The organism is Streptomyces sp. NPDC005955 (assembly GCF_042871255.1).
Lineage (GTDB): Bacteria > Actinomycetota > Actinomycetes > Streptomycetales > Streptomycetaceae > Streptomyces.
In genome coordinates, this window is sequence record NZ_JBIAIF010000012.1 from 41,801 (window position 1) to 56,297 (window position 14,497).

The following is a 14,497-nucleotide window of genomic DNA, read 5'->3' on the forward strand; positions in this document are numbered from 1 at the left end:
GCTCGGACGCGGCCCCGGAGGGGACCGGTGCCTGCCGGGTCCGCCGGCCGGGACGCTACAGGGAATCCTGGTACTGGGAGGCGAACATGCGGTCCGGGGTCCGCACGGCCTCGTGGAGTCTGCGCAGGGCGCAGCCGAGGGCGGAGTCGGGTAGCTCCGACACCGTCTCGAAGGGCAGTTCGGCGAGGTCCACCAACAGCGATTCGAGGTCGTCTAGCACCTCGGCCGGATCGGCCATGTGGGGATCGTCCACCCTTCTCGTCTGCGGGACGGCCCGTGCCGCGGGACTGGTGGTGCGGGGCGGTACGCGTACGGACGCGCGTCGCGTACCGGTGGGGTGCGGTGGAGCGGGTGTGCGGGTGCGTGGCTGTGCGGGGTGCTGGACGGGCGGACGCACGCAAGGCCATCGTAGCCATCCCCGCAGTCAGCGACCAGGTTTCGGCATCTCGGGGCACCCTGGAGCGAAGCGCCGCCGCAGGGGCTCGCGGGCCCGGTGGCGGCGGCGCCCGGGCGCCCGCCGGCCGGTGCGGACGTCACCCGAGCAAACGCCCCGGGCGGACCACCGGCGACCCGGCGGACCAGTGGAGGGCGGCAACGGGACAGGGCGGCCGATTCGCCTTCTTGACGATCGCGAGGACCGCTGAAAATACTGAGTGGGCTTTCTGTGCTTCGGTCGGAGCACGGCCCGGCACGACCGTCCTGAGGGGTGCACGCACCGTGCGCGACGCGAATCCGGCCCGGTCCGACGAACCGGAGGCGAGGGGGACCCGGGTGCGGGACGCGGCCGTCGTCACCGGTGCCGCGCCCGACGGTCACGCGCCGACGGTCCCCTTCCACTCCTTCATCCTCAAGATCCACAGCCGTTGTGACCTGGCCTGCGACTACTGCTACATGTACGAGGGCGCCGACCAGAGTTGGCGCGGCCAGCCGCGGACGATGGCACCCGCGGTGCTCGACCGCACCGCCGCCCGGATCGCCGAACACGCCACCACCCACGGCCTGTCCGCGGTGAAGGTCGTCCTGCACGGCGGTGAACCCCTGCTGGTGGGCCCCGCCGGGCTGGGCCGCGCGGTCCGTGTCCTGCGGCGCGCCCTCGACGCGGTCCCGGTGCAGCGCGTCGACGTCGTCGTGCAGACCAACGGCCTCGGCCTGGACGAGCGGTACCTGGCGCTCTTCGCCGACCTGGACGTCCGGGTCGGCGTCAGCCTCGACGGCGACGCGGCCGGCCACGACCGGCACCGGCGTCGGGCGAACGGCCGCGGCAGCCACACCGAGGTCGCCGCCGCCCTGCGGCGCCTCACCGAGGGACCCCACCGACACCTGTTCGGCGGGTTGCTGTGCGTCATCGACCCGCGCAACGACCCGCTCGCCACCTACCGCCACCTGCTGGGCTACGCGCCGCCCGTCATCGACTTCCTGCTGCCCCACGGGAACTGGTCCCAGCCCCCGCCGGGCCGCCTCCCCGGCTCCCCGGCCACGCCCTACGCCGACTGGCTGGCCGCGGTGTTCGACGTGTGGTTCGACGCGCCCGTGCGGGAGACCCGGATCAGACTGCTCGACGACCTGGTCGCCCTGCTGCTGGGCGGCCGGGCCGAGACGGAAGGGCTCGGGCTCGCCCCCGTCGGGTACGCCGTGGTGGAGACCGACGGGGCCATCGGCCGGGACGCGACCCTGCGCACCACCTACCCCGGCGCCATCAGCACCGGACTGCACGTGCTGCGCGACCCCTTCGACCGCGCCCTGCACCCCACCGGGAACCGCCCGCCGCCCGGCGCGCCCGCCCCCGCCGCCGTGCCGGGCCCCGGGCTCGCCGGGCTGTCGGCGACCTGCCGGGCCTGCCCGCTGCACCGGGTCTGCGGCGGCGGCCACGTCACCCACCGCTACCGCGCCGACGGCACGCACTTCGCCAACCCCAGCGTCTACTGTCCCGACCTCGCCGCTCTCATCGCCCACGTCGGCCGTCGACTGAACCAGGACCTGGGACGGCTGCTGGCCCGTCCGGCACCGGCTCCGACGGGGGCGGCATGAGCACCCCCCGACACCGGATGGACGGAGCGCTCTTCGACCGGATCGCCCTCGGCGGCGGCGGCCCGCAGGCCGTCGAACTGCTGCGCCGCGGCCAGTACAGCCGTCGACTGCTCCTGGTCCGTGAGGTGGTGGTGCACGCCGAGCGGCACGGCGGGCCGACCGCGCGGACCGCCCGCGACGCCTGGTCGCTGCTGGCCGCGGTGCACCGGGCGGCCCCGGGAGCGGTGCACGAGACGCTCACCCACCCCTCCCTCGGGCCGTCCCAACTGCGCACCCTCAACGCCCTGCTGGACCCGGACGCCGCCACCGTCAGCGGCCCGGACCGGTTGCTCGCCGCCGCCGCGGTGGCGGCCCTGCGGGCGGGGCTGTCCACCGAGGTGACGCTGCCGCTGCGGCACGGCCGGGTGCTGCTGCCCTCCCTCGGTGCGGCCCAGTTCGGGGACGCCGGCCCCGGGCAGTCGGCGCGGGTGCGCACCGGGCCGGGCGGGGCGAGCGTGACCGTCGCGGGCCGCAGCGTCCGCGTCGACGTGACGGTGCCCGGCACCCCGACCCCCGAACCGCCGGCCGACCCGGAGCCCGGGGGTACGGGCTGGCTCGCCCTCCACCCCCTCGCCGCACCGGCCGGGGGCCCGCCCTTGCTCCTCGACGACCTCGACCCGGACTGCTTCCCCGCCTCCCCGGGAACCGGCCGGCTGGCCCCCGGGGAACGGGCCCACTGGCAGCGGACGTTCACCGCCGCCTGGCAGCTGCTGCACCGCGTCCACCCGCAGCCGCTGGCGGAGGTGGCGGCCGTGTTCCGGGCCGTCGTCCCCGTACTGGCACCCGACTCCCGTGATCTGAGCGGAAGTTCCAACGAGACCTTCGGGTGCACCGGCATGTCCGCACCGCGCTCGGTGCTCGGCCTCGCGGTGGACCTGGTCCACGAAGCCCAGCACAACAAGCTCGCCGCCCTCACCCACCTCTTCGACCTCGTCGACGAGCACCCCGGGGAACTCTTCTACGCCCCCTGGCGGGACGACCCCCGCCCGCTCGTCGGGCTGCTGCACGGCGTGTACGCGCACCTCGGCGTCGCCCGGTTCTGGCTGAGACAGCTCGAAGTCGCTGCCGAAGCGGAGGCACGGCACCGTGCCTGGATCGAGTTCGCACGGTGGCGGGACGTCACCCGGGAGGCCAACACCACCCTGCTCGGGAGCGGCCGACTCACCGCCGTCGGCGCCCGGTTCGTCCGGCGGACGGGGGAGGCCCTGACCGCGCTGGAGGCCCACCGGGTGCCGGGCCCGGCGGCGGCCCGCGCCGCCGAGCTGGCCCGGGCCCACCGGGGCCGCTGGACCCGTCGGCACGCCGGCCCCCTGCGGGCCACCCGGCCGTAGCCGCCGGAGCGGCCCGTGCGAGCGCGGTTACGCGGCCTTCGCCTTGGTGGCGTACACGTCCACGTACTCCTGCCCGGACAACTGCATGACCTCCGTCATCACCGAGTCGGTGACGGCCCGCAGCACGTACCGGTCGCGGTCCATGCCCTCGTAGCGGGAGAACTCCATCGGCTCGCCGAACCGGACGGTGACCTTGCCCGGGTGCGGGATGCCCCGGCCGCCGGGCTGGAGCTTGTCGGTGCCGATCATGGCGAACGGCACCACGGGCGCCCCGGTCATCAGGGTGAGCCGGGCGATGCCGGTGCGGCCCCGGTACAACCGCCCGTCGGGGGAGCGGGTGCCCTCCGGGTAGATGCCGAACATCCGGCCGTCCTCCAGGATGCGACGCCCCGTCATCAGGGCGGCCACCCCGCCCCGGCCGCCGTCGCGGTCCACCGGGACCATGCCGACGCCCGTGAAGAACCACGCCATCGCACGGCCCTTGAGCCCCTTGCCCGTGACGTACTCGTCCTTGCCGATGAAGACCACCTGACGGTCACAGACGAGCGGCAGGATCATCGAGTCGATGAAGGTCAGGTGATTGCCCGCCAAGATGACCGGCCCCGTGCCCGGAACGTTCTGCGCGCCCTCCACCCGGAGCCGGAAGATCAGGCGCATGATCGGTCCGAGCACTGCCTTGATGAGCGCAAAACGGGACAACGGGCCCTCCGGGGTCGGGATTCTTGGGTGCGCCGGTCACGGAATCCGCGAGCAGTCCGTGCAGGTGAAGGACGATACTCGCGCGTCACCGGCCCGTGCACATCGGGTTTACGAAATGGTCACGCGGTGTCGATCAAACGTAACGCAGGGTCCTCCGGTCGGCGGGGGTGCGCCACGGGCCGTACCGCCCCCGTCCGGCCGGAGTTCCCCTGCGGGTCCCCCGACGGTCACCGTCCCGCTCCTACGATCGGCACCGCACATGACGGCCACGCACACGGGACGGGCGCACCGAAGGGCGCCCGTCGGAGGGAGCACGCGATGGGTACCCGAGCAGGAGCCGCGGACGCACCGCGCCCGGACGGCACCGAACGCCCGCACGGCACGGCTGACGGGGCTGGTGCGGGCGGGCCCGGGGCGGGACGCGCCGCTCCCCGTCGGCGGGCGCTCCTCGGCGCGGCGGCTGCGGGAACGGCGGCTGCGGGAGGGGTGCTCACCCTGGGGACGCCCGCCTCGGCCGCCCGGCGTCCGGCCGGGGGAGACGCCGCCGAACTCCCCGTACCCACCGTCATCGCCCACCGGGGCGCCAGCGGTCACCGTCCCGAACACACCCTCGGCGCCTACCAGTTCGCCGTCGACCTGGGCGCCCACGTGGTGGAGCAGGACATCGTCCCCACCCGGGACGGCCAGCTGGTGTGCCGCCACGAGAACGACATCACCGCCACCACCGACGTGGCGGACCACCCCGAGTTCGCGGACCGCCGCACGACCAAGACCGTCGACGGCACCCGGATCACCGGCTGGTTCACCGAGGACTTCACGCTCGCCGAACTGAGGACGCTGCGCGCCACGGAGCGCATCCCGGCGAACCGGCCGCACAACACCCTCTACGACGGCCGGTGGCGGGTGCCCACCCTGGAGGAAGTGCTCCAGTGGGCCGACCGCACGGGGCGCCGGCGCGGCGAACCCGTCTGGCTGCACATCGAGACCAAACACCCCACCTACTTCCGCGGACTCGGCCTCGGGCTGGAGGAACGACTCGCCCGACTGCTGCGCCGGTACGGTCGCCACCGCCGCGACGCGCCCGCCTTCGTCCAGTCCTTCGAGCCGAGCAGCGTCCGGCGGTTGGCCCGGCTCGTGGACACTCCGGGGGTCGTGCTGCTGTCCGGCGCCGGATCGCGGCCGTGGGACTTCGTCGTCGGGGGCGACCCCCGCACCACGGCCGACCTGGTCACCCCCTCGGGACTGGACTGGATCGCCTCCTACGCCCGGGGCATCGGCCCCACCCTCGACCTGGTGATCCCCCGGGACGCGGCGGGACGGCTCACCAGGCCGACGACCCTCGTCGCCGACGCCCACCGCGCCGGACTGCTCCTGCACCCCTACACCCTGCGCAACGAGAACCCCTTCCTCCCCGCCGAGTACCGCAGGGGCACCGCACCGGACGGTTACGGCGACGCCTTCGGCGCCTTCCGCCGGTACTTCGAGACCGGGATCGACGGGATCTTCACCGACCACCCCGACACCGCCCTGTTGGCCCGCGCCGACTTCGTCAACCGCTGAGCCGTCGGCCCCCCGTGCGACTGAACCGGCGCCGCACCGGCAACCCGGACCGGGCCGGTGACGTCCCTGGTCCACATGAGCCACCCCACCCCCCGTCCGCACCCGTTGGTGGATGACCTCACCCCGTTGCTCGCCCGCGCGGTGGCCGCCGAGGCGGACCACCGCCCCGGGTTCCCGTCCGAGGACCTCACCCAGGACGTGTGGCTGCGCCTGTTCGAACACCTGGACGCCGCCGGGCCGCCGGTGGACCCCGCCCGCTGGGTGCGCGCCGCCGTCCGCGCGGAGGCCCACCGCGCCCGGTGCGCGGCCCGCCGCGAACTGCCCTGCGGCACCCGACTGCCCGTCGCGGTGCAAGGCGACCCCGAAGACCTCGCGTTCGCCGCCGACCTGCGCCGCTCCCTGCGCGCCGCGGTCCGGCGGCTGCCCTCGCGCTGTCGTGGACTCGTGCTGGCCTTCCTGTCGCCGGACCGCCTGACGTATCGCGAAATCGCAGGGGAGTTGGGTATCTCACAGGGGAGCCTGGGGCCGGAACGTTCCCGATGCCTGGGATGTCTGCGCAGAATGCTCGCGGCGGAGGTTGCGGTTCCCGACCCGCGGGGAAGGGTGCGTTAGACAACCGGTGGAGCAGGTGAGCGGGAGGCATGCGCACATGGGCATGAGCGTGACCATCTCTGCGGCGACGGAGCAGGACGCCGAACAGATCCTGAAGTTGCAGTACCTGTGTTACCAGAGCGAGGCGGAGCTCTACGGCGACTACTCCATCGAACCCCTCACCCAGCCCCTGGCGTCCCTCCGGTCCGAACTGAGCACGGGCCTGGTCCTGGTCGCCCGGCTCGGCGACGAGGTCGTGGCCTCGGTCCGCGGCACGGTCGACGCGGTGGGCGTCGCACACATCGGCAAGCTCATCGTCCACCCGCGGATGCGCCGGCACGGGCTCGGCGGCCGGCTGCTCGCCGCGATCGAGGAACGGCTGGGCGCGGCGGGCACGGCCACCCGCTTCGAACTGTTCACGGGCCACCGCTCCGACCGCAACCTGCGGCTGTACCGCAAGCACGGGTACGCGCCCGTCGGCACCCGCGAGATCGACGACCGGCTCACCGTCGTCACCCTCACCAAGACCGTGGGCCTGTTGGCCACCACGGCCTGAGCGGTTCCGCGGCGGCGGGCCACCCGCCGCCGCGGAAGCGACGCCGACGGCACGCGGAAGGGACTCAGCCCGTCCCGGTGGCGGCGGACGGCGCGGTGCGCGCCCGACGCAGCCAGTACAGGGCGGTCAGCGGCAGCAGCACCGGGATGAAGAGGTAGCCCATGCCGTACTCGGACCAGACCGTGGTGTCGGGGAAGGCCGAGGGGTCGACCAGCGTCCAGGTGCCCACGACCAGCACTCCGGCCAGTTCGGCCGCGCAGCACACCAGCGCGGCCCGCCGGGCCCGCTCGCCGCCGCGCACCAACGAGTAGGTGATGAACCCGTACACCACACCGGCGATCGCGGACAGGGCGTAGGCCAGCGGCGCCCGCTCGAAGTCGGTGGCGATCTGCACCGCGGAGCGCGACACCGCGCCGACGACCATCACCCCGTACACCCACACCAGCAGGGTGCCCGGCCCGCTGATCAGCGTCCGGCGCGCGTCCGGCGCTGCCTGCTCGGTCTCCGCCACCTCAGCCTCCCCAGATGTCGTAGAGGCGCACCTGGAGGACCGCGAGCACCACACCGCCGGCCGCCACGGTCACCGAACCCCAGCGGGTGCGCTCGGCCAGTGACAGGAATCCGGCGGCGGGGACGCAGCACGCCGAACCGATCAGGTACCCCACGAAGATCGCCGTGCCCTTCACCGGTTCCTCGCCCCGCGCGAGCTGGACGATGCCGATCACCAGCTGGACCAGTGCCATGACCGAGACCACGGCCATGCCCATGAAGTGCCAGTCCTTGGTCGGCTGGTCGCGGTACGCGGCGAAACCGCACCAGGCGGCGAGCACGAGCGCGGCCACCGCGGTCGCGACCGTCAGTGCAGCAAGCATGCGGTGACCCTATTACGCGGCCGGGCGCGGGCCCGCGCCGCCCCCGTCGCGCGCGGCCGACGTGCCGGGGCGCGCCCCGGCCGGCGCTCGGCACCCCCGGACCGTGGTCTTGGCCACAGTCGCCGGGCGCGTGCCGGGCCGCACCGGTCAGGCCCGCATGCCCGGAGGGTCCCGTACCGGCTGGTGACGGGCGGGGTTGCGGGCGTTGGCACGGGTACGGGCGGGTGTCCAGGGATTGTCCAAGCCCGTCCGCTATTCGGACAGAGGGGGTGGACACCGCCCTGACGTCTGCTTTACTTGCCCGCATGACCACGACGAGCAGCCGCACCCTTGCGACCGAGGCGATGATGACGCCCGGTGCTGCTTGTATGTGTCGAATGTGCGCCTTCTGAGGGCCCCCGCACCACCAGCCTCGCGCCCCGAAGCGAGACGGTCGAGCCGTGTCCCCGACCGAACGTCGGCCGGACCCGCCTGCCCCGAGCGCACGTTTCTCCCCCCGCACCACCGCCACCACGAGAACCGTGCCGCGTTCTGAAGACGAATGCCCCGTGCCCGGCGCCCACCACGGCGTCGCGCACTCGACAGTGACGGAATCCCAGTGATCACCACCCAGGGCCTCACCAAGGTCTACCGTTCGCGCGGTCGCGAGGTCACCGCCCTCGACGGCGTCGACCTCCATGTACGGGAAGGCGAGGTGTACGGCGTCATCGGACAGAGCGGCGCCGGCAAGTCCTCCCTCATCCGCTGCGTCAACCTCCTCGAACGCCCGACCGCCGGCACCGTGACGGTCGACGGTCAGGACCTCACGGCACTCGCCGGTCGCGGTCCCCGCGCGGGCAAGGCCCTGCGCGACGCCCGCAGCCGGATCGGCATGGTCTTCCAGCACTTCAACCTGCTGTCCACGCGCACCGTCCAGGACAACGTCGAACTGCCGTTGGAGATCCTCGGCGTCTCCGGCAAGGAACGTTCCCGCAAGGCGCTCGAACTGCTGGACCTCGTCGGGCTCGCGGACAAGGCCCGGGTCTACCCCGCGCAGCTGTCCGGCGGCCAGAAGCAGCGCGTCGGCATCGCCCGCGCCCTCGCCGGCGACCCCAAGGTCCTGCTCTCCGACGAGGCGACCAGCGCCCTCGACCCGGAGACCACCCGTTCCATCCTCCAACTGCTGCGCGACCTCAACCGGCAGCTCGGACTGACCGTCCTGCTCATCACCCACGAGATGGACGTCGTCAAGTCGATCTGCGACTCCGCCGCCCTGATGGAGCACGGACGGATCATCGAGTCCGGAACGGTCGGCGAACTGCTCGCCACCCCCGGCTCCGAACTCGCCACCGCCCTCTTCCCCGTCAGCGGGGACGCCACCGGGCCCGACCGGACCGTGGTGGACGTCACCTTCCACGGCGAGGCGGCCACCCAGCCCGTCATCTCGCAGCTCTCCCGCACCTACAACATCGACATCTCGATCCTCGGTGCCGCGATGGACACCGTCGCCGGGAAGCAGGTCGGCCGGATGCGCATCCAACTGCCCGGCCGCTACGAGGACAACGTCGTACCGGTCGGCTTCCTGCGCGAGCAGGGCCTCCAGGTGGACGTCGTCGACCGGACCGAGCGGTCCACCCTGGTGAAGGAAGGTGCCAAGTGACCTGGTCCGAGATGTGGCCGCTGCTGGAGCAGGCGTGTTGGGACACCCTGTACATGGTGGGCTGGTCCACAGTGATCGCCGTGGTCGGCGGACTGCCGCTCGGCGTCCTCCTGGTCCTCACCGACCGGGGCGGCCTCCTCCAGAACACCGTCGTGAACAAGGTGATCGGGCAGGTCGTCAACATCGCCCGCTCGATGCCGTTCATCATCCTGATGGTGGCCCTCATGGGCTTCACCCGGACGATCACCGGCACCACCATCGGCCGCGAGGCCGCGATCGTCCCGCTGGCGATCGGCGCGATCCCGTTCTTCGCCCGTCTGGTGGAGACCGCGGTGCGCGAGGTGGACGGCGGTCTGGTGGAAGCCGTGCAGTCCATGGGCGGCAACACCTGGACGGTGGTCCGCAAGGTCCTCGTCCCCGAGTCGCTGCCCTCGCTGATCTCCAGCGCCACCACCACCGTCGTCGCCCTCATCGGCTACAGCGCGATGGCCGGCACGGTCGGCGCCGGCGGACTCGGCGACATCGCCATCCGCTACGGCTACCAGCGCTTCGAGACCGAACTGATGTGGATCACCGTGGCGGTCCTCGCCGTCGTGATCTCCGTCATCCAGTTCGCCGGCGACTTCGCCGCCCGCTCCCTGCACCGCAGGGGAGGCCGCGCCGGGTCCGCGCCCCGACTGCGCCTGCTGCGGGCCGCCCCGCAGGCCTCCGGCGGCGCCGCTCCGGCGAGCGCCGAACTCGACCCCCTCAAGGTCCCCTGACCCCGGTCGGCGGTGCCGACCGCACCGCCGACCGCCCACCCACGCGTCCCGCGCAGACCGCCGGGACCGGCACCATGGAGAAAGGCACTTTTCGTGCGTAACACCGCCAAGATCACCACCGCTGTCCTCGCCGCCGGAGCCCTCACCCTCGGCCTCACCGCCTGCGGTGCGGACGACTCCGACTCCGGCTCCGACGGGCCCCTGAAGGTCGCCGCGACCGCCACCCCGCAGGGCGAGATCCTCGCCTACATCAAGGACAACCTCGCGGCCGACGAGGACCTGGAGCTGGAGGTCAAGGAGTTCACGGAGTACGTGACCCCGAACACCGCGGTCCAGGAGGGCGAGCTCGACGCCAACTACTTCCAGCACAAGCCGTACCTGGACGACTTCAACAAGAAGAAGGGCACCGACATCGTGCCCGTCCCGGGTGCCACGGTCCACCTGGAGCCGCTCGGCGTCTACTCCGAGAACGTCAAGGACCTCGCCGACCTCAAGAAGGGGGCCACCATCGCGGTCCCCAACGACACCACCAACGAGGCCCGCGCCCTCCAGCTCCTCGCCGCCAAGGGCGTCATCAAGCTGAAGGAAGGCGTCGGCTTCGCGGCGACCCCCAAGGACATCACCGACAACCCGAAGGACCTCAAGTTCAGCGAACTGGAGGCCCCGCAGCTGCCCCGGGCCCTGTCGGACGTCGACGCCGCGGTGATCAACGGCAACTACGCCATCGAGGCGAAGCTCAGCCCCGCCAAGGACGCCATCGCCGCCGAGGACGCCAAGGACAACCCGTACGGCAACTTCCTCGCGGTGAAGAAGGGCGACGAGGGCGACCCCCGGGTCAAGAAGCTCGCCAAGCTGCTGACCTCCCCCGAGGTGAAGAAGTTCATCGAGGACAAGTACGACGGCGCCGTCATCCCCGCCTTCTGATCCGGCGGATCCGGCACCCCCGACCCCTCGCACCCCTCAGCAGCGGAGTACCACCCCCATGCGCACCACCCGAACCCTGTTCGCCGCGGCGGCCGGGACCGCACTGGCCGTCGCCCTGACGGCCTGCGGCTCCGGCTCGTCCGGGGGCGACGACAACGGCGCCCTGGTCGTCGGCGTCACCCCCGTCCCGGCCGGCGAGGTCCTCGCCCACGTCAAGGACGAACTCGCCGAGAAGGCGGGCCTCGACCTGGAGATCAAGGAGTTCCAGGACTACGTCCTGCCGAACACCGCCCTCCAGGAGGGCTCGCTCGACGCCAACCTGTACCAGCACCAGCCCTACCTGGACGACTTCAACAAGTCCAAGAAGACCGACCTGGTGCCCGTCGCCGAGGTGTACCTGCCGCCCATGGGCGTGTACTCCAAGGAGGTCGACGACCTCGCCGACCTGCCGGACGGGGCGACCGTCGCGGTGCCCAACGACACCACCAACGAGGGACGGGCGTTCCAGCTCCTCGCCTCCCAGGGCCTCATCGAACTGAAGGCGGACGCGGGCCCCGACGCCAGCCCCGCCGACGTCGCCGAGAACCCCAAGAAGCTGGTGTTCAAGGAACTCGACCCGGCGCAGCTGCCGCGCTCCCTCGACGACGTCGACGCGGCGGTCATCAACAACAACTTCGCCCTGGACGCGGGCCTCAGCCCGAAGAAGGACGCGATCCTGCTGGAGACCGCCAAGGACAACCCGTACAACAACGTCCTCGCCGTCAAGAAGGGCGAGGAGGACGACCCCCGGGTCAAGAAGCTCGCCGACCTGCTGACCTCGCCCGAGGTCGCGAAGTTCATCGAGGACACCTACCAGGGATCCGTCCTCCCCGTCGGACGCGGCTGACCCCGGCGCCCGGGGCGTTCGGCCACCGCGCCGCGACGCCCCGGGCCCTCCCGCACCACGCCCGCGCCCCCGTCGGACGGCGGCCCCGTGGTGCGTCGGCGCCCGCAGATGTTGCATGCTGGTCCACTCAACAGAGACCTGAAGGTTCCTGAAGGTTACGGAGCGGCGCCATGACGACCACCTTTCCCGACATCTCCCTCAGCACGGAACGGTTGGTCCTACGCCCCTTCGAGGACGCGGACGCCCCGGCCCTGACCGAGATGATGAACGACGAACTCGTCGTCATGTGGAGCTCGGCACCGCACCCGTACACCGAGGACGACGCCCGCACCTGGATCACCGAAGGGGCCCCGGGGACGCGCACCGGCGGCCACGGCATCGCCTTCGCCGTGACGGAGTTCCTCACCCAGCGCCTGGTCGGCACCGTCCGACTGCGCGCCGTCGACTGGCGCGTGCGGTCCGCCGAACTCGTCTACGCCACCGCCCCCTGGGCACGCGGCGAGGGCTACGCCTGCGAGGCGTCGCTCGCCACCGCCGGGTGGCTGTTCCGCGACCAGAAGTTCGAGCGCCTGGAGTTGCGGACGGCTGCCGCCAACACGGCCGCACAACAGGTCGCGCAGAAGATCGGCTGCATCAGCGAAGGCGTCCTGCGCGGCGCACGGATAGCGCGTGCCCGCACCGATGACGACGGCTGGACCGACCAGCGCACCGACCTCATCGTGTGGAGCCTGCTCCCCGAGGACCTGGAGGGCTCCGGCGACCAGTTCGCGGACGCCGGCTCCTACACGGCCTTCACCGACTGGAACTGACCGGAGCCCTGCCCGGCCCGTCCCGTGCACGGCGGGGGCACCGGACGTCCGCACCCGGTACGCTCACGGTGCCCGATCGCGCGCGGCACCCTCCCGCCGTCCGGGCACCCTCCCGCGCCCTGCTCCGCGCACGCCCCGTTCCCCCCGGTTCCCCACCCCCACGCGCCCCCGCGCCCGCCCCCCGCACCGCCGCCCGGACACCGTCCCGACCGCCCCGACCCCTGGAGACTGACGACGATGGCCGACCGGGTCACGGTGATCGGCTGGGACGGCTCGCCACTCCCCGCCGGGGCGCGTTCCGCACTCGCGGTGGCCACCCTGGTCGCCGGGGCCCCGCACCACCTGGCCTTCCCGGAAGTGCCCGAGCACGCCGAACGCATCCGACTCGGCAGCTTCGCCCTCGCCGCCCGCCGGATCGCCGCCCACCGGGGCACCGCCGTCGTCCTCGCGGACGGCGACCCGGGCTTCTTCGGCGTCGTCCGCGCCCTGCGCGACCCCGAGTTCGGCCTGGAGGTCGAGGTGGTGCCCGCCACCTCCGCGGTGGCCCAGGCGTTCGCCCGGGCCGGGATGCCCTGGGACGACGCGGAGGTCGTCGTCGCCCACCGCCGCACGCTGCGCCGGGCCGTCAACGTGTGCCGCGCCCACACCAAGGTCGCCGTGCTCACCGCCCCCGGCGCGGGCCCCGCCGAACTCGGCCTCCTCCTCGACGGCGTGCACCGCACCTTCGTCGTCTGCGAGGAACTCGGCACCGACCGCGAACGCGTCACCGTGATGACCTCCGACAAGGCCGCCGACCGCAGCTGGCGCGACCCCAACGTGGTGATCTCCATCGGCGGGACGTCCGCCACCGAACCCGGCTGGATCGCCGGTCGCGACCCCGGCACCGGGCCGCGCGGCTGGGCCCTGCCCGCCGACGCCTACGGGCACGGACTGCGCGAGAGCGAGAACGAGCGGCTGCGCGCCGCCCAACTCGCCCGCCTCGGTCCCCGCGTCGGCGACCTGGTCTGGGACATCGGCTGCGCCAGCGGCGCCTTCGCCGTGGAGGCGGCCCGCTTCGGCGCCGCCGTCATCGCCGTCGACCAGCACCCCGACAACTGCGCCCGCGCCGCGGCCACCGCCCGTCGCTTCGGCGTCCAGCTCCAGACCGTCCACGGTCGCGCCCCGCACGTCCTGGAGACGCTGCCCGAGCCCGACGTCGTACGGATCGGTGGCGGCGGCGCCCCTGTCGTCTCCGCCGTCGCCGACCGGCGCCCCGGCCGGATCGTCACGCACGCCGCCACCCGGGACGCCGCCGAACGCATCGGCCGTGACCTGGTCGAACACGGGTACGAAGTCGAATGCGCCCTCCTCCAGTCCGTCGAACTGGACACCCGCGCCTGGACGGAGAAGGAACGGACGGTCGGATTCCTCCTCTCCGGGCACCTCCCGGACCGCGCCCCCTGAACGCCGCGACGGTGCGCGCGAGGTAGGCTGGCCGATCGTTGTACCGCACTGGCCGCCTGGCTCATTCGTGACCCAATGTCCAGAAATCCCGCCCGTTTTGGGTGGACTGTGGTACGGCAGAGGCCAAGGACGCGCGAAGTGGCGCAGTCCAGCAGTCCAACAGGAGACCGTTCCGGGAACTACGTGCCGAGGTGGGGGCCAACCGGGACAATGCCTTGTGGCGGCGCCGCCTGCGCCGTCGGCACGTGCCGCGTGGCGCGCCCGCTCGTTCTCCGGACGGGCGGTCGGACGCCGCCCGGTTCGGGCGCGCCGACCGGCGGGGGCCGGGACGGTCGTAGAAGCACTACCGATGGGCGAGG

15 protein-coding genes are annotated in these 14,497 nt (G+C 72.9%); 11 read left to right on the plus strand and 4 right to left on the minus strand.

Annotation, left to right across the window (positions count from 1 at the left end; translation table 11 throughout):
- Nucleotides 1–55: 55 nt before the first annotated feature.
- Complete coding sequence (locus ACFYOU_RS25170) at nucleotides 56–238, minus strand: hypothetical protein (RefSeq protein ID WP_385493186.1); 183 nt, start codon at nucleotides 236–238, stop codon at nucleotides 56–58.
- Between the two features lie 479 nt (nucleotides 239–717).
- On the opposite strand from ACFYOU_RS25170, the gene ACFYOU_RS25175 reads away from it, so the two are divergent.
- Together ACFYOU_RS25175 and ACFYOU_RS25180 are read left to right on the plus strand one after the other, a co-directional pair.
- Nucleotides 718–2,028 carry an FxsB family cyclophane-forming radical SAM/SPASM peptide maturase gene (locus ACFYOU_RS25175; RefSeq protein ID WP_391308709.1) on the plus strand — a complete coding sequence of 437 codons (1,311 nt, stop codon included), beginning with the start codon at nucleotides 718–720 and terminating at the stop codon, nucleotides 2,026–2,028.
- Entirely contained in the window at nucleotides 2,025–3,398 is a 1,374-nt protein-coding gene (locus ACFYOU_RS25180) for an aKG-HExxH-type peptide beta-hydroxylase (protein ID WP_391308712.1), read from the plus strand. Before ACFYOU_RS25175 ends, ACFYOU_RS25180 begins: the two co-directional genes overlap by 4 nt.
- Before the next feature lie 27 nt (nucleotides 3,399–3,425).
- Here ACFYOU_RS25180 and ACFYOU_RS25185 read toward each other — a convergent pair whose 3' ends face one another.
- On the minus strand, nucleotides 3,426–4,055 hold the full coding sequence (locus ACFYOU_RS25185) for a lysophospholipid acyltransferase family protein (protein WP_389765621.1): 630 nt from the start codon (nucleotides 4,053–4,055) through the stop codon (nucleotides 3,426–3,428).
- Between the two features lie 360 nt (nucleotides 4,056–4,415).
- Between ACFYOU_RS25185 and ACFYOU_RS25190 the strand changes: the two genes are divergently transcribed.
- From ACFYOU_RS25190 to ACFYOU_RS25200, 3 genes are all read left to right on the plus strand, one after another.
- Nucleotides 4,416–5,657: a glycerophosphodiester phosphodiesterase family protein gene (locus ACFYOU_RS25190; protein ID WP_391308714.1), complete on the plus strand. Its 1,242-nt coding sequence runs from the start codon at nucleotides 4,416–4,418 to the stop codon at nucleotides 5,655–5,657.
- Nucleotides 5,658–5,732: 75 nt separating this feature from the next.
- Nucleotides 5,733–6,269: a sigma-70 family RNA polymerase sigma factor gene (locus tag ACFYOU_RS25195; protein WP_391308716.1), complete on the plus strand. Its 537-nt coding sequence runs from the start codon at nucleotides 5,733–5,735 to the stop codon at nucleotides 6,267–6,269.
- 37 nt (nucleotides 6,270–6,306) lie between these two features.
- Nucleotides 6,307–6,804 (plus strand): GNAT family N-acetyltransferase, encoded by a 498-nt coding sequence (locus ACFYOU_RS25200; protein ID WP_389765623.1) that lies wholly within the window; start codon nucleotides 6,307–6,309, stop codon nucleotides 6,802–6,804.
- Between the two features lie 64 nt (nucleotides 6,805–6,868).
- Here the strand turns inward: ACFYOU_RS25200 and ACFYOU_RS25205 are convergent, their stop codons facing one another.
- Together ACFYOU_RS25205 and ACFYOU_RS25210 are read right to left on the minus strand one after the other, a co-directional pair.
- Nucleotides 6,869–7,315, minus strand: coding sequence for a hypothetical protein (locus ACFYOU_RS25205; RefSeq protein ID WP_391308719.1), 447 nt, complete (start codon nucleotides 7,313–7,315; stop codon nucleotides 6,869–6,871).
- A 1-nt stretch (nucleotide 7,316) separates the two neighbouring features.
- Complete coding sequence (locus ACFYOU_RS25210; RefSeq protein ID WP_391308721.1) at nucleotides 7,317–7,676, minus strand: hypothetical protein; 360 nt, start codon at nucleotides 7,674–7,676, stop codon at nucleotides 7,317–7,319.
- Nucleotides 7,677–8,274: 598 nt separating this feature from the next.
- Between ACFYOU_RS25210 and ACFYOU_RS25215 the strand changes: the two genes are divergently transcribed.
- The 6 genes from ACFYOU_RS25215 to cbiE all read left to right on the plus strand — a co-directional run bounded on the left by ACFYOU_RS25215 (nucleotide 8,275) and on the right by cbiE (nucleotide 14,138).
- The gene (locus ACFYOU_RS25215) at nucleotides 8,275–9,315 is read left to right on the plus strand and encodes a methionine ABC transporter ATP-binding protein (protein ID WP_389765545.1); all 1,041 of its coding nucleotides are present in this window, start codon (nucleotides 8,275–8,277) and stop codon (nucleotides 9,313–9,315) included.
- On the plus strand, nucleotides 9,312–10,076 hold the full coding sequence (locus ACFYOU_RS25220) for a methionine ABC transporter permease (protein ID WP_389765547.1): 765 nt from the start codon (nucleotides 9,312–9,314) through the stop codon (nucleotides 10,074–10,076). Before ACFYOU_RS25215 ends, ACFYOU_RS25220 begins: the two co-directional genes overlap by 4 nt.
- Nucleotides 10,077–10,169: 93 nt before the next feature.
- The gene (locus tag ACFYOU_RS25225; RefSeq protein WP_391308723.1) at nucleotides 10,170–11,000 is read left to right on the plus strand and encodes a MetQ/NlpA family ABC transporter substrate-binding protein; all 831 of its coding nucleotides are present in this window, start codon (nucleotides 10,170–10,172) and stop codon (nucleotides 10,998–11,000) included.
- A 58-nt stretch (nucleotides 11,001–11,058) separates the two neighbouring features.
- Entirely contained in the window at nucleotides 11,059–11,886 is an 828-nt protein-coding gene (locus ACFYOU_RS25230; protein ID WP_391308724.1) for a MetQ/NlpA family ABC transporter substrate-binding protein, read from the plus strand.
- Between the two features lie 170 nt (nucleotides 11,887–12,056).
- Nucleotides 12,057–12,695, plus strand: coding sequence for a GNAT family N-acetyltransferase (locus tag ACFYOU_RS25235; RefSeq protein WP_391308725.1), 639 nt, complete (start codon nucleotides 12,057–12,059; stop codon nucleotides 12,693–12,695).
- 237 nt (nucleotides 12,696–12,932) lie between these two features.
- A complete protein-coding gene (gene cbiE / locus ACFYOU_RS25240) occupies nucleotides 12,933–14,138 on the plus strand; it encodes a precorrin-6y C5,15-methyltransferase (decarboxylating) subunit CbiE (RefSeq protein WP_391308728.1) in 1,206 nt (401 codons plus the stop codon).
- Nucleotides 14,139–14,497: the final 359 nt, after the last annotated feature.

What these genes read in the sequence shown, in the direction of transcription:
- ACFYOU_RS25170 (WP_385493186.1), bottom strand. Translation starts at nt 238, where the DNA reads ATGGCCGATCCGGCCGAGGTGCTAGACGACCTCGAATCGCTGTTGGTG.
- ACFYOU_RS25185 (WP_389765621.1), bottom strand. Translation starts at nt 4,055, where the DNA reads ATGCGCCTGATCTTCCGGCTCCGGGTGGAGGGCGCGCAGAACGTTCCG.
- ACFYOU_RS25190 (WP_391308714.1), top strand. Translation starts at nt 4,416, where the DNA reads ATGGGTACCCGAGCAGGAGCCGCGGACGCACCGCGCCCGGACGGCACC.
- ACFYOU_RS25230 (WP_391308724.1), top strand. Translation starts at nt 11,059, where the DNA reads ATGCGCACCACCCGAACCCTGTTCGCCGCGGCGGCCGGGACCGCACTG.
- ACFYOU_RS25210 (WP_391308721.1), bottom strand. Translation starts at nt 7,676, where the DNA reads ATGCTTGCTGCACTGACGGTCGCGACCGCGGTGGCCGCGCTCGTGCTC.
- ACFYOU_RS25200 (WP_389765623.1), top strand. Translation starts at nt 6,307, where the DNA reads ATGGGCATGAGCGTGACCATCTCTGCGGCGACGGAGCAGGACGCCGAA.
- ACFYOU_RS25195 (WP_391308716.1), top strand. Translation starts at nt 5,733, where the DNA reads ATGAGCCACCCCACCCCCCGTCCGCACCCGTTGGTGGATGACCTCACC.
- cbiE (WP_391308728.1), top strand. Translation starts at nt 12,933, where the DNA reads ATGGCCGACCGGGTCACGGTGATCGGCTGGGACGGCTCGCCACTCCCC.
- ACFYOU_RS25180 (WP_391308712.1), top strand. Translation starts at nt 2,025, where the DNA reads ATGAGCACCCCCCGACACCGGATGGACGGAGCGCTCTTCGACCGGATC.
- ACFYOU_RS25235 (WP_391308725.1), top strand. Translation starts at nt 12,057, where the DNA reads ATGACGACCACCTTTCCCGACATCTCCCTCAGCACGGAACGGTTGGTC.